Here is a 22,617-nt window from a genome sequence, read left to right on the forward strand (position 1 = left end):
TCCCTGGCCTCCTTCCCCGACACTTCCTCGGTCTGGATCGCGGCCAGCACCATGCGCAACGTCGCGGTACGCAGCTTCTCCTGCGCTTTCATCGCCTCGGTCAGGTCAGCCCGAAGCCGGGCTTTCAATTCCGCCATTGTTCAGACGCTACGCGCACGGTGGTGAGTGCAGGACCGACGTTGAGAATTGCAGCGACCATCTACAGGATGGACCCCATGACGAATGACGACAGCGGCTGCCGACGGTGAGCACGCTGCCGCCTGACGCACCGCCGCCCGCGTACGGTCCCCCGCCCGCGTACGGTCCCCCACCTGCGTACGGTGCCCCGCCTGCGTACGGTCCCCCGCCTGCGTACGGTCCGCCGCCTGGCTACGGTCCCCCGCCTGGCTACGGTGCCCCGCTTCAGGGCTACGGCGCCCCGCCTCCCGGGTACGGCCCCCCGCCTGGCTACGGCGCCCCGCCTCAGGGCTACGGCCCCCCGCTGATCCCGGGCGCCGCGAAACCCGGCATCATCCCGCTCCGACCCCTGACCCTCAGCGACATCTTCAACGGCGCTGTGGGCTATATCCGCGCCAACCCGAAACCGACACTGGGCCTGACGGCCATGGTGGTGGTCGTCATGCAGGTGCTTTCGCTGCTGCTCACAATCGGCCCGCTGACCGCCGCCAACAGTTTCGATTCCGAGGGTGCCGAACCGAACCTTGCGGCGGTAGGTGCGTGGACGACATCGATAGGTGGCAGCGCGCTGGTCGGTTGGCTGGGCGGAATTCTGCTCAGCGGGATGCTGACCGTCGTCGTGGGGCGTGCGGTGTTCGGTTCGCCGATCACCATCAGCGAGGCGTGGGTCAAGGTACGCGGTCGGATCCTTGCGCTGCTGGGTCTGGCGCTTCTCGAGGCCGCCGGTGTGGCGGTGATCGTCGGATTGGTCGTGGTGATCCTGGTAGGAGTCGCGACCGCAGCCAACGGCGCGGTGGCGGCAGTGCTGGGTTTCCCGCTGCTGCTGGCCGTGGTGGCACTGATGGCCTATGCGTACACCGTGCTGATGTTCGCCCCGGTGCTGATCGTGCTGGAACGGCTGCCGGTCTTCGACGCCATCACGCGGTCATTCGCTTTGGTACGCAATGGTTTCTGGCGGGTCTTCGGTATTCGGCTGCTGGCTGCATTGGCTGTCGGGATTATCGGCGGCGCGATCGCGATGCCGTTCGGCATCGTCGGCGAGATAGCGTTGATGGGCGCGTCGGGCACCACCGCACTGCTCGTCGGCACCACCCTGTCGACCATCGGAGGGGCCATCAGCCAGATCGTGACCGAGCCGTTCCTCGCCGGGGTGGTCGTGCTGTTGTACACCGACCGGCGGATCCGGGCCGAGGCGTTCGACCTGGTACTGCAGACCGGTACGGCCGGCGGTCCGGTCGAGTCCACCGACAATCTCTGGCTGACGCGGCCCTTCTGACGGACAGCCGACATGCCTGCCATCGACATCGATCGCGATGCCGCCCACGACGCCGCGCAACGCGAACTCAACAAACCGATCTACCCCAAACACTCGCTGACCGACGAAATCATCGCCAAGATCAGTGAATTCCTGTTCCGGGTGCTGCAGAAGACCTCGTCGGTACCGGGTGGCTGGTTCACCGTCACCGTGCTGCTCATCCTGGTGGCGATCGCCATCGCAGTCGCCATCCGAATCGCCCGGCGCACCATACGTACCAATCGCGGCGGCGACTACGAGTTGTTCGACGCCGGCCAGCTGACCGCGGCCCAGCATCGAGCCACCGCGGAAGCACTTGCCGCCGAAGGGAATTGGGCGGCGGCGATTCGCCATCGGCTACGCGCGGTAGCCCGGGAGTTGGAGGAGACCGGTGTGCTCACCCAGGTCCCCGGACGCACCGCCAACGAACTGGCCTCCGACGCCGGCTCAGCACTTCCGCATCTGGCCGGCGAATTGTCCCAGGCGGCAACGGCATTCAACGACGTGACTTACGGCGAGCGGCCGGGCACCCAAGGCGCCTATCAGATGATCGCCGATCTCGACGACCATCTGCGGTCGCGTTCGACGGCTTCGTCGGTGGTGGGACAGCCCCCGACACCGAACGCATGGGCGCAGATCCGGTGACGACGACACATGTGGCACCCGGCCCGGCCCGACAGCGACGCCCCTGGCGCGGCGTCCTGCTCGCGCTGGCCGCCCTGGCCGTCGTCGCCGCAATCACCACGTACCTGACCGCGCCGCGGCCCGGCGGCACGATGGACCCCGAAGCCACCAGCCCGTCGGGTGCACACGCGCTGGTCACACTGCTTCGCGAGGGCGGCGTCGAGGTAGTGGTCGCGGACAGCGTCGCCGACGTGGAACGCGCGGCCCGGCCCGACGCACTGCTGCTGGTGGCACAGACGCAGTACCTGAGCGACAACTCCCTGCTGGCTCGCATCGGGAAAGTGCCCAGCGATCTTCTGTTGGTGGACCCCACCACCCGGGCGCGCACGGCGTTGACACCGCAACTGCGCGTCGGCGCCGCGAGCAAGTTCGACAACGAGCCCAATTGCTCGTTACCGCAAGCCAATCGGGCCGGAACGGTCAACTTCGGATCCAGTGAGGCATACCGGGCCAAGGGCGACCTGGACCTCGTCAGCTGCTACGGCGGCACGCTGGTCACCTACCGGGATGAGGGCCGGACCGTCACGGTGGTGGGCAGCAGCGACTTCATGACCAACGACGGGCTCCTTGAAGAAGGCAACGCGGCGTTGGCGATGAACCTCGCCGGCATGCGACAGCGCCTCGTCTGGTTCGCACCGCAACACGTCGAAGGCCACAAATCCGCGCCCAACTCGATCTCCGATCTGATCCCGGACAATGTGACGTGGATCGTCTGGCAGCTCTGGCTGGTCGTCGCGCTGGTGGCGTGGTGGAAGGGACGACGGGTGGGTCCGCTGGTAGCCGAGGAGATGCCGGTGGTGGTCCGCGCCTCCGAGACGGTAGAAGGCCGGGGCCGGCTGTACCGCTCCCGTCGCGCCCGCGATCGTGCCGCCGAAGCGCTGCGCACCGCCACGCTGCAACGATTGGCCCCCCGGCTGGGTCTGGGTCCCGACGCCGCACCGGGCGCGGTGGTGACGACGGTGGCCCGGCGCAGCGGGACCGACCCGGACTTCGTCCAGTACCACCTGTACGGGCCGCCGCCGGACAACGACACCGACCTACGAAACCTCGCTCTTGCGCTCGACGACATCGAAAGGCAGGTCACCCACTCGTGACACAGTCCCCTCCCGCACAATCCCCGGTCGCAGACCAGGCTCGTGAAGCACTGCTGGGGTTGCGCACCGAGATCGCCAAAGCCGTCGTCGGCCAGGACGGGGTGATCAGCGGCCTGGTGATCGCGCTGCTGTGCCGCGGCCACGTGCTGCTGGAAGGCGTTCCCGGCGTGGCGAAGACGCTGATGGTGCGGGCACTGGCCGCCGCTCTGCAGCTGGAGTTCAAACGGGTGCAGTTCACCCCGGACCTGATGCCCGGCGACGTCACCGGCTCGCTGGTCTACGACACCCACACCGCGGAGTTCGCCTTCCGGCCCGGTCCGGTGTTCACCAACCTGCTGTTGGCCGACGAGATCAACCGCACCCCGCCCAAGACGCAGGCCGCGCTGCTCGAGGCGATGGAGGAGCGTCAAGTCACCATCGACGGTGCACCCAAGCCGTTGCCCGACCCGTTCATCGTCGCGGCGACCCAGAACCCGATCGAGTACGAGGGCACATATCAACTGCCCGAAGCCCAGCTGGACCGGTTCCTGCTGAAGTTGAACGTGACGCTGCCACCGCGGGACGCCGAGATCGCCATCCTCGGCCGGCACGCCCACGGTTTCGACCCGCGCGATCTGTCGGCCATCCAACCGGTGGCGGGACCCGCCGAACTGGCGGCCGGTCGGGAAGCGGTGCGGCAGGTGCTGATTGCCGACGAGGTGCTCGGCTACATCGTCGACATCGTCGGGGCCACCCGTTCCTCCCCCGCACTGCAGCTGGGCGTCTCGCCGCGGGGCGCGACCGCACTGCTGGGCACTGCCCGGTCCTGGGCGTGGCTGTCGGGACGCAACTACGTCACCCCCGACGACGTGAAGGCGATGGCCCGCCCGACGTTGCGGCACCGGGTCATGCTGCGGCCGGAAGCCGAATTGGAAGGCGCCACCCCGGACGGCGTGCTCGACGGCATCCTGGCCTCGGTCCCGGTGCCCCGCTAGTGATCCTTACCGGACGCACCGGGCTGCTGGCACTGATCTGCGTCCTGCCGATCGCGGTATCTCCCTGGCCGGCAAGGGCTTTCGAGATGCTGCTGGTGGTGTTGGTGATGTTGGTGGCGATCGACGTGGTGCTGGCGGCCAGTCCCCGCCGGCTCAGTTACACCCGTTCGCCGGACACCTCGGCCCGGCTCGGCCAACCGGTGGACGCCGGCCTGACGATCCACAATGCCGGTGTGCGCCGGTTCCGGGGACAGGTGCGGGACGCGTGGCCGCCCAGTGCGCGCGGGGCGCCGCGCGTCCACCGGCTGGCGATCGCCCCCGGCCAGCGCGAGCAGATTGTCACCCAACTGCGGCCGGTTCGGCGCGGCGACCAGCGTGCGGCGGTGGTCACCGGCCGGTCGATCGGACCGCTGGGATTGGCCGGGCGGCAGAGTTCGCAGTCGGTGCCCGGACACGTCCGGGTGCTGCCGCCGTTCCTGTCCCGCAAGCACCTGCCGTCGCGGCTGGCCAAGCTGCGCGAGATCGACGGCCTGCTACCGACTCTGATCCGCGGGCAGGGCACCGAATTCGACTCGCTGCGTGAGTATGTCGTCGGCGACGACGTGCGGTCCATCGACTGGCGGGCCAGCGCACGTCGCACCGACGTCATGGTCCGTACCTGGCGGCCCGAACGGGACCGGCGCGTGGTGATCGTGCTGGACACCGGACGCATGGCCGCGGGGCGGGTCGGTGTGGATCCGACGGCGGCCGATCCCGCGGGATGGCCACGACTGGACTGGGCGATGGACGCGGCATTGTTGTTGGCGGCATTGGCATCCCGCGCGGGTGACCATGTCGACTTCCTGGCCCACGACCGGGTCAGCCGGGCCGCGGTGTTCGGCGCCTCACGCACCGAACTGCTTGCCCAACTCGTCGACGCGATGGCTCCGCTGCAACCGGCGCTCATCGAATCCGATTGGCGGACAATGGTTGCCACCATTCTACGGCGCACCCGACGGCGGTCGCTGGTGGTGCTGCTGACCGACCTGAACGCGACCGCGCTGGACGAGGGCTTGCTGCCGGTGCTGCCTCAGCTGTCGGCCAAGCACCACGTCCTGGTGGCCGCGGTAGCCGACCCGCGCATCGATCAACTGGCCGCCGGGCGGTCGGACGCGGCGGCGGTGTACGACGCGGCGGCGGCCGAACGCTCCCGCAACGAGCGACGGGCCATCGCCTCCCGGCTGCGGCGCAGTGGGGTCGAGGTCGTCGACGCGCCGCCCACCGAGATCGCGCCCGGGCTGGCCGACCGCTACCTGGCGATGAAGGCGACCGGCCAGTTGTAACCGCGCGCCCATTGTGAATCCTGCGACGCATCTACGGCGTGTCGTGTCGTGAGATTCACGCTCGCGCGGGGCTTCAGCTGGTGGGTACGACGTCGGGCGCGTCCTCGATATCCCCGGTCTCCCCGGCGGCCACCCCGCGGCGCCCGAAGTAGACGACGTAAGACAGGAATGCCACTTCGGCCAGGACGCCGATACTGATCCGGGCAAAGGTCGGCAACGGCGACGGCGTCACCATCGCTTCGATAAGTCCCGAGACCAGCAGCACGCCTACCAGTCCGACGGCGACCGACACGACTCCACGGCCTTCCTCGGCCAGCACCTGTCCGCGCGGCCGATCACCAGGGGATATCACCGACCAGCCGAGCCGCATCCCGATCGCGGCGGCCAGAAACACCGCCGTCAGCTCCAGCAATCCGTGCGGCAGCAGCAGGCCCAGCAGCAGCCCGCCCTTGCCGGCCGGGAACATCAAGCCGGCGATCACCGCCACGTTCGCGGCATTGTCGAAGAGCACGAACGGTATCGGTAGACCCAGCACGACCGACATCGCGATGCATTTGGCCGCCACCCAGGAATTGTTCACCCAGACCTGCAGGGCGAATGCCCCGGCGGGGTGCTCACTGTAATAGGACTCGACGTCGTGGTTGATCAGTTCGTTGATCTCGGCGGGTGTCCCGACCAGCGACTGCACCTCGGGGTTGCCGGCGACCCAGAGCGCCATGATCACGACGACGGCGAAGAACGCCGCTGCCGTCGCCGCCCACCAGCGCCACGCCCGGTAGGCGACGACGGGAAAGGACACCGTCCAGAAACGAACGAAGGTACTGGTCATCGGGGCGTGCGCGCCGGTGACCGCAGACCGTGCCCGGGCGACCAGACTGGACAGCCGGCCGGTCAGCAGGGAATCGGAGGACACCGAACGCAGGATCGACAGATGGGTGGACACCCGCTGGTAGAGCTCGACGAGTTCGTCGATTTCGGCACCGGTCAACGAGCGACGCTTCTTGATCAACTGATCGAGCCGGTCCCACGTGCTTCGGTGGGTCAGCAAGAACGCGTCGACGTCCACGCTGCGCAGCCTACCGGCCACTTCTCAGCCTGTAGCGTTCCCAGGTATGTCGGAGGTGGTGACCGGGGACGCCGTGGTGCTCGACGTCCAGATCGCGCAGTTACCGGTGCGGGCGCTGAGCGCGATCATCGATATCACCGTGATATTCGTCGTCTACTTCGTCGGACTGGTGTTGTGGGCGGCCACGTTGTCGCAATTCGACCAAGCGCTGACCGTGGCGTTCCTGATCATCTTCACGGTGCTGGCGATGGTCGGTTATCCGGTGATCATTGAGACCGCGACGCGGGGCCGGTCGCTCGGCAAGATGGCACTGGGCCTGCGAGTGGTGTCCGACGACGGTGGTCCAGAGCGCTTCCGGCAGGCGTTGTTCCGGGCGCTGGCCGCCGTGATCGAGATCTGGATGCTGTTCGGCAGTCCCGCGGTGATCTGCAGCCTGTTCTCACCCAAGGCTAAGCGGGTGGGCGACATGTTCGCGGGCACCATCGTGGTCAGCGAGCGCGGTCCCCGGCTGGCGCCGCCGCCGATGATGCCGCCACAGCTGGCCGGCTGGGCGGCGTCGCTGCAATTGTCCGGGCTCAGCGCCGGCCAAGCCGAGATCGCCCGTCAATTCCTGTCCCGGGCAATGCAGCTCGACCCGAGGCTGCGTGACCAGATGGCCTACCGGATAGCCGGTGAGGTGGTATCGCGGATCGCGCCGCCGCCACCGCCGGGGGCGCCGCCGCAGTTGGTGCTCGCCGCGGTGCTGGCCGAACGGCATCGTCGCGAGCTGGCCCGGCTGCGGCCGGCCACGCCGCCGCAGGGCTGGCCGCAACCCCAGGGGTGGATGCCGCAGGGTGCGGGGCCGTGGCCAGTGCCGCAGGGCGCGGGTCCGTGGCCAGTGCCGCAGGCACCGCCGTCGCCCCCGCAGGGCGCGGGTCCGTGGCCAGCGCCGCAGGAACCATCGCAGGCACCGCCGTCGCCCCCGCAGGAACCATCGCAGACACCGCCCTCACCCCCGCAGACACCGCCATCACCCCCGGTGAGCGCGGACGCCGGCGGGTTCGCGCCGCCGAGCTAGAACTGCGCGACGCTGGCGGCAAGGAGGGCGACGTCGGTCACCAGCAGCCCCAATCCCGCCAGTGGCACCGCGACGCCGCCGCGTCGCTTGGCGGTGAAGACCGAGGCGACGATGACCAGCAGAGCCACCACCGGCGGGCCGTAGAACAGGACGTCGAAGTCGATCCCTCTGCCCAGTCGCGGGCACCGGTTCTCGCTGCACGAGTCGGTGCTCATGACCGCCCCGAGGGCAAAGAGCATCACGATGGCGGCTCCGGGCACCGTCAGCAAGGCCAGCACCCAGTTGACCCGGACGCGGGTTTTGGCGCCGTCATCTGGGCGGTAGCTCGGATCGGCCAAGCTCCCCGGACCCGTCCGTGCCACCAGGTCGCGGTGGTTGCCATTCATGGGTCAGGCACTTACCCGGACCCGGGGTGATGCAAACCGGGACTTCCAGCCCCCGGATGGACCTACGTTGCATCACGATAGTTTCCGATATATCGTTATAGTCAGCAAAACACACCAACCTAAAGGACTTGACTATGAACACCCCTTTCACTCCCCCCAATGGGCCGTTCGGCCCCCATCCAGGCACCGGATTCGGCTTCGGTCCCGCACAACGCCGTGCATTCCACGGCGCCAGACGACAAGCCCGCCGCGACTTCATCGAGACTCTCCGCGGCAACGCCGGTGAGCACGACGGGCCGTTCGGTTTCGGCCCGGACTTCGGGCCCGCCCCCGGCTTCGGGCCAGGCTTCGGATTCGGCCGGCCGGCATTCGGTGGACCCCGCGGCGGCGGGCGTCGCGGCGGTCGCGGCCGTCGCGGCGACGTGCGTGTGGCGATCCTGGTACTGCTCGCCGAGCGGCCCATGCACGGCTACGAGATGATTCAGCAGATCGCCGAGCGCAGCAACGGGATCTGGAAGCCGAGCCCGGGTTCGGTCTACCCGACCCTGCAGCTCCTCGCCGACGAGGGGCTGATCACCGCGGACGAGACCGACGGCAGCAAGAAGCTATTCGCGCTGACCGAGGACGGCCGGACCGCGGCGGAGAACGTCGGGACGCCGCCGTGGGACGAGATCGCCGAAGGCGTGGACCCCGCGCACCTCAACCTGCGGACCGCGGCGCGTCAACTGTTCGGCGCGGTCGGACAGTCGGCGCACGCCGCCAGTCCCGAGCAGCAGCAACGGATTGTCGACGTGCTCAACACGGCCCGCCGCGAGATCTACGGCATCCTCGGCGAGGACTGAGCCTCCCCCGCCGCGAGCGCGCTCAAATGTACGGCTGTACCGGCGTGCCGGTGTACATATGAGCGCGTTCGCGGGCGGCGTCAGGACACGTCGACCCAGTCCAGGGTCCGCTGCACCGCTTTGCGCCAGCCTTCGTAACCCTCGGCGCGCTGGTCGTCGTCCCAGTTCGGCGTCCAGCGCTGGTCTTCCTGCCAGTTGGCGCGCAGGTCGGACGGGTCCGCCCAGAATCCGACCGCCAGGCCCGCCGCGTAGGCGGCACCCAGCGCCGTGGTCTCGGCGACGACCGGCCGCACCACGTCCACTCCGAGCACGTCGGCCTGGATCTGCATGCACAGGTCGTTGGCGGTGATGCCGCCGTCGACCTTCAGAATCTCCAGGCGCACACCGGAATCGGCCGCCATCGCCTCCACCACGTCGCGGCTCTGGTAGCAGATCGCCTCCAGGGTCGCGCGCGCCACGTGCGCGTTGGTGTTGTAGCGCGACAGGCCCACGATCGCGCCGCGGGCGTCGGATCGCCAATAGGGGGCAAACAGACCGGAGAACGCCGGAACGAAGTAGACCCCGCCGTTGTCGTCGACCTGCCGGGCCAGGGACTCGCTCTGTGCGGCGCCGCTGATGATGCCCAACTGATCCCGCAACCACTGCACCGCCGACCCGGTCACCGCGATCGAACCCTCAAGCGCGTAAACGGGTTTGGCGTCACCGAACTGATAGCAGACAGTGGTCAGCAGACCGTTTTCCGAGCGCACGATCGTCTCACCGGTGTTCAGCAACAGGAAATTGCCCGTCCCGTAGGTGTTCTTGGCCTCACCGGAGTCCAGGCACACCTGGCCCACCATTGCGGCGTGCTGGTCACCGAGCACACCGGTGATCGGGACCTCACCGTCGAAGGGACCGGAATCGGTGGTAACGCCGTACGGCTGCACCGGGGACGACGGTTCGATCCTGGGCAGCATCTCCCGCGGGATATCGAAGAACGACAACAACTCGTCGTCCCAGTCCAGCGTTTCCAGGTTCATCAACATGGTCCGGCTGGCGTTGGTGACATCGGTGACGTGCACGCCACCGTGCGGGCCCCCGGTCAGGTTCCACAGCACCCACGTGTCGGCGGTGCCGAACAGCGCATCGCCCCGCCCGGCCGCCTCGCGCACGTCATCGACATTCTGCAAGATCCACTGCAATTTCCCGCCCGAGAAATACGTCGCGGGCGGCAGGCCGGCCTTGCGGCGGATCACGTCACCGCGGCCGTCGCGGTCCAGCGCGCTGGCGATGCGGTCGGTGCGGGTGTCCTGCCAGACGATCGCGTTGTAGTACGGCCGTCCGGTCTTGCGATCCCAGACCAGCGTCGTCTCTCGCTGATTGGTGATGCCAAGCGCCGCAATGTCTTTCGTCGTGACCTTGGCAGAGTTCAGCGCCGTGCGCAGCACCGAGACGGTGCGCTCCCAGATCTCCACCGGGTTGTGCTCGACCCAGCCCGCCTTCGGCAGGATCTGCTCGTGCTCGAGCTGGTGCCGGGCGACTTCGGTGCCGTCATGGTCGAAGATCATGCATCGGGTGCTGGTCGTGCCCTGGTCGATGGCGGCAATGAGATCAGGAGATTCGGCCAACGTTGCGCTCCTCGGATCCGGCACTGGCTGTAATCGTCCAATGATTGCTTCATCGTTCATGATTGCTTATATGGCTGCTGACATCGAGGGCATGCCGCGCGGCGGTCCCGACGCGTCGTGGCTGGACCGGCGGTTGGAGACCGACCGGCTGGAGTACATCGACCGCGACGACGTGGCAAGGAAGAAGCGCGCGGCGATCCGCTCACTGGACCGCGCGGGGCGGCTGTTCGGGTTGCACAAGACGGTCGCCCGCATCGTGCTCGAGGAAGTGCGCGCCGCGCCCGAGCCCAAGATCCTCGAACTCGGATCGGGCCACGGCGGACTCTCCCAGACGCTGCTGAACCTGCATCCCAGCGCCCAACTCACGGTCACCGACGTGGACCCCTCGCTGGTGGCCGCGATCGGCACCGGCGCGCTGGGCTCGCACCCGCGCGCGAGGATCCGGCAGCTGGACGCCACCGACATCGACGCCCCCGACGGCAGCTACGACCTGGCAGTGTTCGCATTGTCGTTTCATCACCTGCCGCCGCCGCTGGCGTCCCGGGTGTTCGCCGAAGGCACCCGGGTCGCGGACAAGTTGGTGATCATCGACCTGCCGCGGCCACCGTCGCTCCTGCACATCGTGCGGCTGGCGCACATGTTGCCGTTGACGATGTTCGCGATGCCCCACGACGGGGTCATCAGCTCGCTGCGGGCCTACAGTCGCTCGGCGCTGCTGGCACTCGCCCGGCACGCCGACCCTACGATTGAGGTCACGCTGCGCGGCGGCACCGTGTTCAACAGGTCGTTGCGTCCGCTGCCGCAGATCGCGGTGGCGACCCGTCGCGATCGTTCAACCTCGGCTTAGAAAGGGATCTGTGGGCGAAGAGGTCAAATGCACCACGTACGACCCCGAACAACGGCGGGAGTACCGGCACAAGGTGCAGCTGTGTCTGGACGTCTTGGAGAAGATGCTGGCCCGAACCAGCTTCGACTTCGAGCGCCCGCTGACCGGCATGGAAATCGAATGCAACCTCGTCGACGCCGACTACCAACCCGCGATGTCGAATCGGTCCGTGCTGGCAGCGATCGCCGACCCGGCCTATCAGACCGAATTAGGCGCCTACAACATCGAATTCAACGTGCCGCCGCGCCCGTTACCCGGACACACCGGACTGGACCTGGAAAGCGAGGTGCGGGCCAGTCTCAACGACGCGGAAACCAAGGCCAACGCCGGCGGTTCGCACATCGTGATGATCGGCATCCTGCCCACCCTGATGCCCGCGCATCTGGACGACAACTGGATGAGCGAATCCAAGCGCTACACCGCACTCAACGAGTCGATCTTCACCGCTCGCGGTGAAGACATCCCGATCGACATCGCCGGCCCGGAGCCGCTGAGTTGGCAGGCTGCCTCCATTGCGCCCGAATCAGCTTGCACCAGTATGCAATTGCACCTGCAGCTGGCCCCGGACGACTTCGCCGCCAACTGGAACGCGGCGCAGGTGCTGGCCGCGCCGCAACTGGCGCTGGGTGCGAATTCACCCTTCTTCTTCGGTCACCGACTGTGGGCCGAAACGCGCATCGAGCTGTTCGCACAGTCCACCGACACCCGGCCCGAGGAGCTGAAAACTCAAGGCGTGCGGCCCCGGGTGTGGTTCGGCGAACGGTGGATCAGCTCGGTCGCCGACCTGTTCAAGGAGAACATCCGCTACTTTCCGTCGCTGCTGCCCGAGATGTCCGAGGAGGACCCCGAAGCAGAGCTGAAAGCCGGACGCGCGCCGCAGCTGTCCGAACTGCGGCTGCACAACGGCACCGTCTACCGCTGGAACCGGCCGGTGTACGACGTCGTGAACGGCCGCCCGCACCTGCGGCTGGAGAATCGGGTACTCCCCGCCGGCCCGAGTGTCGTTGACATGGTGGCGAATTCGGCTTTCTACTACGGCATGCTGCGCACGTTGTCCGAAGCCGAGGACCCGCTGTGGTCACACCTGAGTTTCCCGGTGGCACAACGCAATTTCCTGCAGGCCGCGCGCCAGGGCATCGATGCGCGGCTGCACTGGCCGGGAGTCGGCGAGACCAGCACGCGAGAGTTGGTGCTGAACACCTTGCTGCCGATGGCGCATGCGGGTCTGCAGCGCTGGGGTGTCGACGTGGAAGTGCGTGACCGCTTCCTGGGCGTCATCGAGGGCCGGGCCAAGGCCGGGCGCAACGGCGCGACGTGGCAAGTGGCCACCGTTGACGCGCTGGAAAGAGGCGGCATGGACCGGTCGCGCGCCCTGGCCGAGATGCTGCGCCGGTACTGCGAGCACATGCACGCCAATGAACCGGTGCACACCTGGGACGTCTAGCCGCGCGTACGTTGGGAACATGACCACACCCGAGGTAATGGACTGGGACGACGCGTACCGGGAGAAAGTTTTCGACGCGCCGCCGCCGTGGAACATCGGTGAGCCGCAACCGGATCTGGCCGCGCTGATCGCCGCGGGCAAAGTGCACGGTGAGGTGCTCGACGCCGGATGTGGGGTGGCCGAGTTGTCGCTCGCACTGGCCGCCGAGGGTTACACCGTAGTCGGTATCGACCGCTCGCCCACAGCCATTGCCGAGGCCACCAGGGCCGCCGAGACGCGGGGGTTGTCCACGGCCACATTCGTTGCCGACGACATCACCAAGTTCTCCGGGTACGACGGCCGCTTCGGCACGGTGATCGACAGCACGTTGTTCCATTCGCTGCCGGTCGCAGACCGCGACGCCTACCTGAGCGCGGTGCATCGCGCTGCGGCGCCGGGGGCCGATTTCTACGTTCTGGCATTTGCCAAGGGCGCGTTCCCGGCGGAGTCCCCGGTCAAGCCCAATGAAGTCGACGAGGACGAATTGCGCACGGCCGTCGGCAAGTACTTCGAGGTCGACGACGTGCGGCCGGCAGCGGTGCACGGCAACATGCTCGAGGTACCCGGCATGCCGCCCTGGCCGCATCCGCGCGACGACAAGGGCCGCGTGATGATGCCCGCCTACCTACTGAGCGCGCACAAGGCTTAGGTAGTGCCTTGCAGGAAGATGCCCGCCAAGTGGTGACCGACGTTGGACAGACCCGAGACCACGCTGTCGACCGCGAGCGGCAGCGTGCCGACGTTGCCGAATCCGGAGATGGCACGACCCCAGTTCGAGATACCTGATATGCCGTCGCCGAAGACGTTCAACCCCGAGCTGGACAACAATCCCAGTGGATTCTGGTTGACGAAGCCCGACAAACCGGTTCCCCGGTTGTAGAAGCCCGAGCTTCCGCCGACGCCACTGTTGAAGAAGCCGGACGACGGGTTGTCCACCGCGTTGAAGAAGCCGGGGACCGGTGGGAGCTGAATTTCGGCGATCGTGGTCGCATCCAAAGTGATGCTCGGGATGTCGATGGCCGGCAGCAGGAAGTCGCTCAGTCCGATCGGCGGAATGGTCAACGGCGGAGTGGCGAACGGCCGGATGGTTATCTCCGGAAGGTCGAACTGGCCGAGGTTGATAGGCGGGATGGAGATGCCCGGCAGGCTGAACCGTGGCCAGCTGACCGTCGGTAGGTTGAACGGTTCCAAGTGGATTGGCGGGATCGTGATGGGGTCGATCTTGAAGCCGGAAAGGGTAATCGGCGGAATACTGTAGGGATCACCACCGGGGCCGCTGATGGTGAGTGTCGGCAGCGTCATGGCGCCGATCTGAATGCTGGGTAAGCCGAACTGGCCGATAGAGCCGCCCGCATTACTGATGGAAATCGGAATGGTGAACGAACTCAGGGTGACACCGAGCTCAGGCAAGATGATACCGGTATCGATCAGCCGGATGAGCGTCTGGCCACCGCCGGCCACACCGATGACGAAACTCGGAATCGACAGCGTCGGAATAGTAATCGGCGGCACGGTAACCGACGGCAGACTCCACGGATCAATCGTGACCAGGGGCGTCTTGAAAAGTGGAATCTCAATCCGGGGAAGGGTTACCTGTGACACCTCGAGAGGCGGCGTGGTGATCTGCGGCAGGTCGAACCCACCTATGCGGAAGGAGGGCAGCGATCCGGGCTCGATAATGATCGGCGGAACCGTGATGGCCGGCAGTTCGAATTCGGCCAGACCGATCGGCGGCAGGACGAAGCCCGGGAACTGGATCGACGGGATGGAGATCTCGGGCAGGTCGAACGCACCTACCGGGATCGGCGGGATATGTATGGGGGGCAGCGTGATATCGGGTGTGCCGATCCTGAAGTAGGCGCCGCCTTGCTGGTTGCCGGTGAAGAAGAACCCGTTGTTCTGGTTGCCAGAGTTGTAAGCGCCCGTATTTATGCTGCCGGAGTTGGCGAATCCGGTATTGGTGTTGCCGGTATTGAAGCTGCCGGTATTGATCGATCCCGGGTTGACGTCGCCGGTGTTGTAGTTGCCGACGTTGTAATTGCCCGAGTTGGTCGTGCCTGCGTTGAAATTGCCGGTATTGAAGGTGCCGGGATTGAAGAATCCCGTGTTTGCGATACCTGAATTACCGAGCCCGGTGTTGTAGCTGCCGGAGTTGAAGAGACCAAAGTTTCCGGTACCGGAGTTGAAGAAGCCGATGTTGCCGTTCCCGGAGTTGAACAAACCGATGTTGTTGGTGCCCGAGTTCAGTTGGATCCCGGTCTGGTTGTTTCCGGTGAGCCCGATGCCGACATTGTTGTTCCCGGTATTGGCGAAGCCGATATTGAAGTTCCCCGCATTCGCGAATCCCTGATTGCCGGTGCCGAAGTTGCCCAGCCCCAGATTCGAGATGCCCAAGTTACCCCAACCGAAATTCGAATCGCCGAAGTTTCCAGATCCGATGTTGAAGTTTCCGAGATTGCCGTTGCCGAAGTTGGCAATGCCGACGTTGCCCAGGCCGATGTTGGAAGCGCCGACGTTGGCGAGACCGATTGTGATGTCGAGTGTCCTGGTGGCTGCTGCGGCTAACGGCGTGCCCGCGGCCGCGCCGAGCAGGCCCTTCAACGGCGCGACAAACGGCTCGAGTGCTGACACCGCTGCCGACGCTCCGCTGTAGTAGCCGATCATCGCGGCTACATCCTGCGCCCACATCTCCTCGTAGACGGCCTCGGCGGCCGCGATCGCCGGCGCATTGAATCCCAAAATGTTCGACAGCACCAACTGCACGAAGTTGGACCGGTTGGCGGCCACCGCGAGCGGATGCACGGTCGCGGCCACTGCCGACTCGAATGCGCTGACGACCGCTTTGGCCTGCGCGGCCGCGCCGAGCGCCTGAGTGGAAGCCGCGCTCAGCCAGGCGGAGTACGGCGCCGCCGCCACCGACATCGCCGCGGACGCCGGGCCCTGCCATGCCTGACCGGTCAGGCCCGAGGTGACAGAGGCGAATGATTCTGCCGCTGAACTCAATTCGGCGGCCAGAGCATCCCAGGCGCCGGCCGCCTCCAGCATCGGGCTTGGTCCGGCACCGGTAAAGAGTCGCAACGAGTTGAGTTCTGGCGGCAACACAAAGAAGCTCATCGGAAACCTTCCTGACGGGGCCGACGTCAAAGCGGATCACCGGGCAGGGTGCACAGGCGCCCACCCTGTTCATGCACCTCAACACGTACCGAGCGTCAAGCTACTCCACACACGCGCAATATGACCAGTGCTTCGCCGCGATTCCCAGACCTTTTGCACGGAGCCAGGGCTCCGCGGCGCAGTCCTGGTTTTGTATTCAAACCGCGGCGGTCGCCGCCGTCGCCTCGATCAACGTCTCTGCGAATGTCTCCAGATCGTCCGGTGTGGTGTCGACGTGCGGGGAAATGCGCAGCACTGGCGTCGTCAGCTCCAGCGGAGCCCGTTGCACACCCGCGTACGTCGTCAAGATCCGCCGCTCAGCCAGCAACCAGGACCGGACGGCCTCGACGTCGGCACCGTCCACCGGCAGCAACGTGGTGATGGCACTGGATTCTTCGACCTCCTCGACCACCAGCCACCCGTCAACGTCGGCCAGCAGCGAACGCGCCGCCGCCCCCAATTCCGCCAGCCCGGCGCGCACCTCCTCCGGACCGTAGGCCAGGTATTCGCCTACGGCCACCGAAAAGCCCACTCGCGCAGCGACATTGGCCTCTCCGAAGCCGAGCTGAGAACCCGGTACCCGCGGCGCCAACCGCGCCAACAGTTCCGGCCGCACCGCGAGCACGCCCACCCCGCGCGGTCCGGCGATCCACTTGCGCGACGAGGCATAGGTGACGTCGGCGCCCACCGCGCAATCGATCTGCCCCAGGGCTTGCGCGGCATCCACCACCAGCGGCACACCCAGTTCCCGGCACAGCTCCGCCGTCATCGCCAGCGGTTGCACGGTGCCGCGGTGACTGGCCACCGGCGTCAAATGCACCAGGTCCGGCGGATTCTCCTGCAGCACGAACGCCGCGTCGTCGATCGCCAACCGTCCGTCGTCGAGCGTCGGCAGCTGGCGTACCTCGAATCCGTGCGCGGCCATCACGGCCAGGTTCGGCCCGTACTCGCCCGGTAGGCAGGCCAGCGTGCGGCGGTCGCGCGGCCAACTGCCCAACAACAGATCCAGGGCATGCAACGAACCCGTGGTGAAGACGACTTCGGCGTCGGGCGCACCGCACAGCGTCGCCACCGCGGCGCGTCCGGCATCCAGCACCGGCTCGGCCGCGTCGGCCGCCACGTAGCCTCCGACCTCGGCCTCGTGCCGGGCATGCCGGGCGGCGGCGTCCATCGCGGCGAAGCCCTGCCGTGAGCAGGCCGCGCTGTCCAGGTGCAGCCCGGCCACCGGGGGGCGGGCGTCGCGCCAACGCTGTGCCAGCGAGCTCATTTAATGGCCAGCGACAGACCGAAGTCACCGGGGGCGTCGGTCCACCACCGGATGCGACGCAAACCCGACTCGGCCAATTCGTCCCCGACCGCATCCGGACGGAATTTGCAGGACACTTCGGTGAGCATCTCTTCACCGGCGTCGAAGTCGACGGTCAGGTCGAGAGCACCGACGTGGACCCGCTGCCGACGGTCCGAGCGCAGCCACATCTCGATGCGTTCCTCGTCGGCGTTCCACCGCGCGACGTGCTGGTAGGCGTCGACGTCGAAATCTCCGTCGAGTTGCCGGTTGATCACCGCCAGGACGTTGCGGTTGAAGCGGGCCGTCACCCCGGCGGCGTCGTCGTAGGCCCGGACCAGGCGACCGGTGTCCTTGACCAGATCGGTGCCCAGCAGCAGGCTGTCGCCGGGCGACATCACCCCGGACAGAGCCGCCAGGAACTCGGCGCGCGGCCCCGGGGTGAGGTTGCCGATAGTGGAGCCCAGAAAGACGAACAGCCGGCGGCCGCCCTCGGGGATCTCGGACAGGTGCTCTTCGAAATCGCCACAGACCGCGTGGATCTCGACTCCGGCGTACTCCCGCTGGATCGCCTCCGCGGCGGTCGCCAGCATGCCCGCGTCGACGTCGAACGGCACGAAGCTGCGCAGGGCACCGCGCTCGCACAGGGCGTCGAGCAACATGCGGGTCTTTTCCGACGTTCCACTGCCCAGTTCGACCAGGGTGTCGGCCTGGCTCGCCGAGGCGATCTCGGCGGACCGGTCACGCAGGATCGCGGCCTCGGCACGGGTCGGGTAGTACTCCGGTAGCCGGGTGATCTGGTCGAACAGGTCGCTGCCGACGGAGTCATAGAACCACTTGGGCGGCAACGACTTCGGTGTCTTCTGTAAGCCGTGGAACACGTCGTGACGCAACGCGTGCAGAGCGGCGTCCTCGGCGAGATGATTCGACAGCGTCAGCGTCATTCGAGTCCTTTCGGCGGTGCAGTGCTGTTCAGAGGAGTCACGGTCACGCCGTCGGCGTCGACTTGCACCAGGTGGCGGTCGGGCACGTCTGTCCAGTTCGGGTCGTCGTCATAGGGTTCGCTGGCCAGGACGATCCCGTCGTCGCGGCGCAGGATGGACAGGGTGTCCCCCCACGCGGTCGCGACGAGCCGAAAACCGTTGGCCGCCAGAATGTTCAGCCTGGCCAAGGGGTCGGCGGTGCCGATCTCGATGACGGTGTCGCCCAACGCTTCCATGCCACGGTCGAAGATGGTTGCCGCGAGAAGCGCGCTGTCGCAGGAAGATTCGGCGGACGAAGAGGGCGGCAGCACGGTGCGGTCGACGACGCCGTTGTGCGACAGCAGCCACTGGCCGTCGGTGAAGGGCGCGGTCGCGCTGGGTTCGATGGGCATGCCGAGGGTTGCCGACCGTACCGCCGCCACCACGCAATGGCTGTGCAGCGCAGGGGCGATGGACTCGAAGGACGCCTCTCCCCACAGCGGCGCCGCGCTGCGCCAGCGTCGCGGGGTGGTCGCATCGAAGAAACCGACGCCCCAACCGTCGGCGTTCATCAGACCGTGCTTCTGCCGCCGCGGGGCGTAGGACTGCACGCGCAGGCCCTGCGGCGGGTCGAGCACCAGTGACGAGACACTCACCGCGGCGCCGAGCCATCCCAGATGACGGCACATCAGACGGGCGCCTCGACGTCCCAAGCCAGGCGCACACCGGAGAAGATCTGGCGACGGTAGGGGTGGTCCCAGTTGCGGAAGCTGGGCCGCAGAATCGACGACGCCACGGCCCACGATCCGCCCCGCAGCACCCGGTAGTCGCCGTCGAAGAAGGGCTGCGAATAGCGCTGGTAGATCATCGGCACGAAGCCCGGCCACGGCCGCAGTGGAGAGCTGGTCCACTCCCACACATCGCCGAGCATCTGCTCGACCCCGTAGGCCGACGCGCCGGCGGGGTATGCGCCGACGGGTGCGGGACGCAGGGCGTTGCCGTCTAGGTTGGCCTGCTCACCGGACGGCTCGTCGTCTCCCCAGGGGAACCGACGGCGCGCCCCGGCCACCGGATCCCACGCGCAAGCCTTCTCCCATTCGACCTCGGTGGGCAGTCGGGCACCGGCCCAGGCCGCGTAGGCCTCGGCCTCGAAGTAGCTGATGTGCTGTACCGGCTCATCGGCGGGGATGCGCTCGACGTAGCCGAACCGGGTGCGCGTGCCGGCGTTCCAGAACTGCGGCGCAGTAAGCCCCGCTTGCCGGCGATGCTGCCAGCCCCGATCCGACCACCACCGGGGCTGGGCGTAGCCGCCGTCGTCGACGAATTCTTGCCATTCCCCGTTGGTGACCGGCACCCGCCCGATCCGGAAGGCCGGCACGTCCACGACGTGCGCGGGTCGTTCGTTATCCAGCGAGGACGGCTCGGTCGCAGCGTCCACGCCCAGCACGAAGGGCCCGCCGGGCACCAGCACCGACGTGCCCCGCACACCGTCCCGGCCGGGCGGCAACGCGGCGGTATCGCGCAATAGCGGCACTCCGGTGCGCAGGTTCAGCGCCTGCAGCATGGTTTCCCCGTGCTGGTTCTCGTGGCTGACGACCAGCCCGAACTGGAAGTCGCCGGCATCCTCGGGAAGGGCGTCGAGAACGTCCAGCGCCGCCGAGCGGACGGTGCTGCAGTAGGTCCGCGCCTGGGTCGGCGACAGCAGAGGCAGGTCCACTCGGCTGGCCCGGGAATGCACGAACGCGTCGTAGAGCCTCTCGACCTGCGGTGACAGCGTTCCGGGGCGGTTCGGGTCGCCGTCCCGCAGCAGCCAGAGTTCCTCCTGCTGACCGATGTGGGCCAGATCCCAGACCAGCGGGCTCATCAGCGGGTCGTACTGCCGGCGCAGTTCGTCGTCGTCGAAGTCGACCAACCGCAATGTGCGTGTGCGTGCCCGCGCCAGATCGTCGGCGAGGCGTTGTCGTGCGATCACGACTCGCCCAGCGCCAACCGGGAGACCACACCGGCGATGCCGTGTTGGATCACCCGCTCGGAAAAGTCGTCGGCCGGGCTGCGTCCGACTTCGACGTCGAGCATCAGCCGCTGCATCGGTTCGGCCAGCTCGGCCGGCGCCCGTTCGGCGGCAATGCCGACGCAACGGTTGGCGGCGGTGTAGAGCCGCCGGTCGCGCAGCCCGAGCCGGGCCGCGGTGTCCCAGGCGGTGGCCACCGACTCGACCGCCTCCGCCGCGAGGTCGGCCGCGACGGGATCGTCGAGCAGGGTCACCAACGTGAACACCAGCGCGGGCCAGACCGCCTCGGGCACGCTGTCCAGATAGCGGATTTCCAGCCACTGGCGCGGCCGCACCGGCGGGAACAGCGTGGTCAGGTGGTATTCCAGATCGGCCTGGGTGGGGCGGCGACCCCCGAGCAGCACCCGCCCGTCCACCCAGTCGGTGAACGGCACGTAGTGCGTGATCGCGGTCGCCTGCTGCGGGTCCGCACTTCGGAGCAACATCACCGGAGCCTTCAACGCGTACCGCGCCCAGTCGGTGCCGGGATCGTCAGCGCTGGCTCCGAGGATCGGTCCGCACCGTGCGGAGTCCATCTGTCCCCACACCCGCTGTCGGGTGGACTGCCAACCGGAGAACTCGCCGCCCAGCATCGGTGAGTTGGCGGCGATCGCGATCATCGTCGGCCCCAGCGCGTGCGCCAGCCGGACCCGCGCGGGCCAGCCGGCCTGCGGTCCGGCGTCCAGGTTGACTTGGATCGACGCCGTGGAGGTCATCATCGCCGCACCGGCAGCCCCGCTATGGCTGGCGGCAAAGAACTGTTCCATCGCTCGGTAGCGCGCGCCGGGGTGGATCCGCGCCGGTGACCGCAACGGATCGGTGCCGAGCAACACCAACCCCAGGCCCGCATCGGCAAAGGCGGACCGGAGCTCGGCCTGGTCGCGTTTCATCGCATCGATCGCAGCGAGCGCCCCGTCGGCCGGCGGGCCCGAAAGCTCGACGGCGCCACCGGGTTCGACGGTGATGGCACTGCCGCCGGGTAGCGGACTGAGCCACTTGATGACGCGCAGGATCTCGTCCCAGGCCGGCCTGCGAAGCGGATCGGCCGGGTCGAAACAGTGCGCCTCGACCTCCAGGCCGATGCGCCGCAGCGGACCGTCCGCCAGACAACCGTCGGCGATCTGCTGCGCGACGGCCGCCGAGCTGCCCAGCTCCGCGTCGCCTCCGTCGACTTGCGGTGCGGAGGCGGTCGGGGCGCTGCGTGTCATCTCACGCTCCCTCCGGAACCGGCCGGACGCGCGGCTAGCGGAACGGCAACCACCATCACTTCATCTTCCAGATGGTGCCGACATATTCCCGCACGGTTTGAGCGCACGAGTTAGACAGGTACCCAATTTCCTTCCCGCAGCCGACTTCAGGATCCGGCCGTCCTCATCCACCCAGCGAAGTCGCGGACTAGCGTCCCGGTGGACTGCTGGGAGCGGTGCTGGTCGGGGCCTGGCCCGGCCCTGCGGGGCCGCCGGGCCCGCCCACCCCCGGTGGTGGGAAGCCCGGAGGCGGTCCGGGGAACCGATAGGGCCAGCCCGCACCCGGGCCGCCGGGACCGCCCTGCTCGAACGAGCCGTGATGATGACGATGGTGATGGCACTTGCCGGCACCCAGCACCATGGCGCCGGCGAAGAACAGCGTCGACGCGATGAACAGGATGCCGGCGACGATCACCACCCATGCCGCCACGCGATACAACCGTGGCGGCTTTTCGTGGTGGTGGGGAGGCGGGGGCGGCGGCGGGGTGTCGGGGGACGCCGGTAGGGGCGGAGGCGCGGCTGGATCACTCATGTCTTCGAATATCGCGCAGGCCTACGACACCGTAAAGGGGCGCGGCTGCAAAGTTGTCATGAATTGACGTAACCCGGTGCTCAGGTGAGCACCGGGCTACTGGGTTGTCGTGTCAGCGGCCGGGTGTCGGAGACGCAGTGGTCGACGGCGCGACCGAGGACGGCACCTGGCCGGGACCACCGGGACCGGATCCCGGGCTCACCGCCGGGGCGCCGCCGTTGTTGTTGTTGTTCCAGTGGTGATACATCGCCGGGTGGTGCTTGTGGTGCCGGTGATGCCCGCCGCCATGTCCGCTGGCGAGGCCCAGCCGGAAACCGGTGAAGAAGATGACCGAGACGATGAAGACGACGCCGGCGACGATGGCGACCCATGCCGCCGCCTTGAATACCTTGGGGGTCCGGCGCTCGAGTGGGGGCGCGACCGCGGTGGTCGTCGTTGTTGGTGGGGTGTCAGCGATTTGGCTCATAGAACCGATGATGCCCACCGGACCAGTAGTCACAGCTATGCGCCAGTTAT

Annotated in this window: 22 protein-coding genes; 10 read left to right on the top strand and 12 right to left on the bottom strand. The window is 67.5% G+C overall.

The annotated features are described in order from the left end of the window. The coding region (locus AC5Y4D_RS00005) for a GatB/YqeY domain-containing protein (RefSeq protein WP_500036166.1) at nucleotides 1-137 on the bottom strand (137 nt) is incomplete at its 3' end. Between the two features lie 98 nt (nucleotides 138-235). Between AC5Y4D_RS00005 and AC5Y4D_RS00010 the strand changes: the two genes are divergently transcribed. Genes AC5Y4D_RS00010 through AC5Y4D_RS00030 form a run of 5 tightly spaced genes read left to right on the top strand, consistent with a single transcriptional unit; the run spans nucleotide 236 to nucleotide 5,545 of the window. Then, the gene (locus AC5Y4D_RS00010; protein WP_499993465.1) at nucleotides 236-1,453 is read left to right on the top strand and encodes a hypothetical protein; all 1,218 of its coding nucleotides are present in this window, start codon (nucleotides 236-238) and stop codon (nucleotides 1,451-1,453) included. A 12-nt stretch (nucleotides 1,454-1,465) separates the two neighbouring features. Further along, nucleotides 1,466-2,116 carry a DUF4129 domain-containing protein gene (locus tag AC5Y4D_RS00015; protein ID WP_499993461.1) on the top strand — a complete coding sequence of 217 codons (651 nt, stop codon included), beginning with the start codon at nucleotides 1,466-1,468 and terminating at the stop codon, nucleotides 2,114-2,116. Continuing rightward, complete coding sequence (locus AC5Y4D_RS00020; RefSeq protein ID WP_499993460.1) at nucleotides 2,098-3,249, top strand: DUF4350 domain-containing protein; 1,152 nt, start codon at nucleotides 2,098-2,100, stop codon at nucleotides 3,247-3,249. Before AC5Y4D_RS00015 ends, AC5Y4D_RS00020 begins: the two co-directional genes overlap by 19 nt. Continuing rightward, nucleotides 3,246-4,223 carry an AAA family ATPase gene (locus tag AC5Y4D_RS00025; protein ID WP_499943321.1) on the top strand — a complete coding sequence of 326 codons (978 nt, stop codon included), beginning with the start codon at nucleotides 3,246-3,248 and terminating at the stop codon, nucleotides 4,221-4,223. The genes AC5Y4D_RS00020 and AC5Y4D_RS00025 overlap by 4 nt, the downstream gene beginning before the upstream one ends. Continuing rightward, nucleotides 4,223-5,545: a DUF58 domain-containing protein gene (locus AC5Y4D_RS00030; protein ID WP_499943320.1), complete on the top strand. Its 1,323-nt coding sequence runs from the start codon at nucleotides 4,223-4,225 to the stop codon at nucleotides 5,543-5,545. The genes AC5Y4D_RS00025 and AC5Y4D_RS00030 overlap by 1 nt, the downstream gene beginning before the upstream one ends. 73 nt (nucleotides 5,546-5,618) lie before the next feature. On the opposite strand, the gene AC5Y4D_RS00035 is transcribed toward AC5Y4D_RS00030, so the two are convergent. Further along, nucleotides 5,619-6,611 (bottom strand): stage II sporulation protein M, encoded by a 993-nt coding sequence (locus AC5Y4D_RS00035; RefSeq protein WP_499943319.1) that lies wholly within the window; start codon nucleotides 6,609-6,611, stop codon nucleotides 5,619-5,621. A 46-nt stretch (nucleotides 6,612-6,657) separates the two neighbouring features. Between AC5Y4D_RS00035 and AC5Y4D_RS00040 the strand changes: the two genes are divergently transcribed. Then, nucleotides 6,658-7,668 carry an RDD family protein gene (locus AC5Y4D_RS00040; protein ID WP_499943318.1) on the top strand — a complete coding sequence of 337 codons (1,011 nt, stop codon included), beginning with the start codon at nucleotides 6,658-6,660 and terminating at the stop codon, nucleotides 7,666-7,668. Here AC5Y4D_RS00040 and AC5Y4D_RS00045 read toward each other — a convergent pair. Further along, a complete protein-coding gene (locus AC5Y4D_RS00045; RefSeq protein ID WP_499943317.1) occupies nucleotides 7,665-8,054 on the bottom strand; it encodes a hypothetical protein in 390 nt (129 codons plus the stop codon). The two genes, AC5Y4D_RS00040 and AC5Y4D_RS00045, sit on opposite strands and share 4 nt — an antisense overlap. Before the next feature lie 134 nt (nucleotides 8,055-8,188). Here AC5Y4D_RS00045 and AC5Y4D_RS00050 point away from each other — a divergent pair, with 134 nt between their 5' ends. Beyond that, the gene (locus tag AC5Y4D_RS00050; RefSeq protein WP_499943316.1) at nucleotides 8,189-8,896 is read left to right on the top strand and encodes a PadR family transcriptional regulator; all 708 of its coding nucleotides are present in this window, start codon (nucleotides 8,189-8,191) and stop codon (nucleotides 8,894-8,896) included. A gap of 80 nt (nucleotides 8,897-8,976) precedes the next feature. Here the strand turns inward: AC5Y4D_RS00050 and glpK are convergent, their stop codons facing one another. Beyond that, a complete protein-coding gene (gene glpK, locus AC5Y4D_RS00055) occupies nucleotides 8,977-10,503 on the bottom strand; it encodes a glycerol kinase GlpK (RefSeq protein ID WP_500036096.1) in 1,527 nt (508 codons plus the stop codon). A gap of 70 nt (nucleotides 10,504-10,573) precedes the next feature. Between glpK and AC5Y4D_RS00060 the strand changes: the two genes are divergently transcribed. From AC5Y4D_RS00060 to AC5Y4D_RS00070, 3 genes are read left to right on the top strand one after another with little or no spacing between them, the layout of a single operon-like run. Then, the gene (locus AC5Y4D_RS00060; RefSeq protein ID WP_499943314.1) at nucleotides 10,574-11,350 is read left to right on the top strand and encodes a class I SAM-dependent methyltransferase; all 777 of its coding nucleotides are present in this window, start codon (nucleotides 10,574-10,576) and stop codon (nucleotides 11,348-11,350) included. Nucleotides 11,351-11,360: 10 nt separating this feature from the next. Further along, complete coding sequence (locus AC5Y4D_RS00065) at nucleotides 11,361-12,833, top strand: glutamate-cysteine ligase family protein (protein WP_499943313.1); 1,473 nt, start codon at nucleotides 11,361-11,363, stop codon at nucleotides 12,831-12,833. 19 nt (nucleotides 12,834-12,852) lie between these two features. Beyond that, nucleotides 12,853-13,521, top strand: coding sequence for a class I SAM-dependent methyltransferase (locus tag AC5Y4D_RS00070; RefSeq protein WP_499943312.1), 669 nt, complete (start codon nucleotides 12,853-12,855; stop codon nucleotides 13,519-13,521). On the opposite strand, the gene AC5Y4D_RS00075 is transcribed toward AC5Y4D_RS00070, so the two are convergent. The 8 genes from AC5Y4D_RS00075 to AC5Y4D_RS00110 form a co-directional block, all read right to left on the bottom strand. Then, on the bottom strand, nucleotides 13,518-15,986 hold the full coding sequence (locus AC5Y4D_RS00075; protein ID WP_499943311.1) for a PPE domain-containing protein: 2,469 nt from the start codon (nucleotides 15,984-15,986) through the stop codon (nucleotides 13,518-13,520). The genes AC5Y4D_RS00070 and AC5Y4D_RS00075 overlap by 4 nt on opposite strands. Before the next feature lie 196 nt (nucleotides 15,987-16,182). Then, nucleotides 16,183-17,292, bottom strand: a complete 1,110-nt coding sequence (egtE, locus tag AC5Y4D_RS00080; RefSeq protein WP_499943310.1) for an ergothioneine biosynthesis PLP-dependent enzyme EgtE — start codon at nucleotides 17,290-17,292, stop codon at nucleotides 16,183-16,185. Further along, nucleotides 17,289-18,254, bottom strand: coding sequence for an L-histidine N(alpha)-methyltransferase (gene egtD / locus AC5Y4D_RS00085; RefSeq protein ID WP_499943309.1), 966 nt, complete (start codon nucleotides 18,252-18,254; stop codon nucleotides 17,289-17,291). Before egtD ends, egtE begins: the two co-directional genes overlap by 4 nt. Beyond that, complete coding sequence (egtC, locus tag AC5Y4D_RS00090; RefSeq protein ID WP_499943308.1) at nucleotides 18,251-18,961, bottom strand: ergothioneine biosynthesis protein EgtC; 711 nt, start codon at nucleotides 18,959-18,961, stop codon at nucleotides 18,251-18,253. The genes egtD and egtC overlap by 4 nt, the downstream gene beginning before the upstream one ends. Then, nucleotides 18,961-20,244, bottom strand: a complete 1,284-nt coding sequence (gene egtB / locus AC5Y4D_RS00095; protein WP_499943307.1) for an ergothioneine biosynthesis protein EgtB — start codon at nucleotides 20,242-20,244, stop codon at nucleotides 18,961-18,963. Before egtB ends, egtC begins: the two co-directional genes overlap by 1 nt. Next, nucleotides 20,241-21,530 carry an ergothioneine biosynthesis glutamate--cysteine ligase EgtA gene (gene egtA, locus AC5Y4D_RS00100; RefSeq protein WP_499943306.1) on the bottom strand — a complete coding sequence of 430 codons (1,290 nt, stop codon included), beginning with the start codon at nucleotides 21,528-21,530 and terminating at the stop codon, nucleotides 20,241-20,243. The genes egtB and egtA overlap by 4 nt, the downstream gene beginning before the upstream one ends. 187 nt (nucleotides 21,531-21,717) lie before the next feature. Further along, the gene (locus AC5Y4D_RS00105) at nucleotides 21,718-22,101 is read right to left on the bottom strand and encodes a hypothetical protein (RefSeq protein WP_499943305.1); all 384 of its coding nucleotides are present in this window, start codon (nucleotides 22,099-22,101) and stop codon (nucleotides 21,718-21,720) included. 112 nt (nucleotides 22,102-22,213) lie between these two features. Continuing rightward, a complete protein-coding gene (locus tag AC5Y4D_RS00110; protein WP_499943304.1) occupies nucleotides 22,214-22,567 on the bottom strand; it encodes a hypothetical protein in 354 nt (117 codons plus the stop codon). Nucleotides 22,568-22,617 lie beyond the last annotated feature (50 nt).

Source organism: Mycobacterium sp. NGS67, assembly GCF_059812185.1.

Coding starts and splice junctions, on each gene's coding strand:
- egtC (WP_499943308.1), bottom strand. CDS start 18,961: ATGTGCCGTCATCTGGGATGGCTCGGCGCCGCGGTGAGTGTCTCGTCA.
- AC5Y4D_RS00015 (WP_499993461.1), top strand. CDS start 1,466: ATGCCTGCCATCGACATCGATCGCGATGCCGCCCACGACGCCGCGCAA.
- AC5Y4D_RS00045 (WP_499943317.1), bottom strand. CDS start 8,054: ATGAATGGCAACCACCGCGACCTGGTGGCACGGACGGGTCCGGGGAGC.
- AC5Y4D_RS00070 (WP_499943312.1), top strand. CDS start 12,853: ATGACCACACCCGAGGTAATGGACTGGGACGACGCGTACCGGGAGAAA.
- AC5Y4D_RS00050 (WP_499943316.1), top strand. CDS start 8,189: ATGAACACCCCTTTCACTCCCCCCAATGGGCCGTTCGGCCCCCATCCA.
- AC5Y4D_RS00040 (WP_499943318.1), top strand. CDS start 6,658: ATGTCGGAGGTGGTGACCGGGGACGCCGTGGTGCTCGACGTCCAGATC.
- egtA (WP_499943306.1), bottom strand. CDS start 21,530: ATGACACGCAGCGCCCCGACCGCCTCCGCACCGCAAGTCGACGGAGGC.
- AC5Y4D_RS00110 (WP_499943304.1), bottom strand. CDS start 22,567: ATGAGCCAAATCGCTGACACCCCACCAACAACGACGACCACCGCGGTC.
- AC5Y4D_RS00075 (WP_499943311.1), bottom strand. CDS start 15,986: ATGAGCTTCTTTGTGTTGCCGCCAGAACTCAACTCGTTGCGACTCTTT.
- AC5Y4D_RS00020 (WP_499993460.1), top strand. CDS start 2,098: ATGGGCGCAGATCCGGTGACGACGACACATGTGGCACCCGGCCCGGCC.
- AC5Y4D_RS00060 (WP_499943314.1), top strand. CDS start 10,574: ATGGCTGCTGACATCGAGGGCATGCCGCGCGGCGGTCCCGACGCGTCG.
- AC5Y4D_RS00105 (WP_499943305.1), bottom strand. CDS start 22,101: ATGAGTGATCCAGCCGCGCCTCCGCCCCTACCGGCGTCCCCCGACACC.
- egtD (WP_499943309.1), bottom strand. CDS start 18,254: ATGACGCTGACGCTGTCGAATCATCTCGCCGAGGACGCCGCTCTGCAC.
- egtE (WP_499943310.1), bottom strand. CDS start 17,292: ATGAGCTCGCTGGCACAGCGTTGGCGCGACGCCCGCCCCCCGGTGGCC.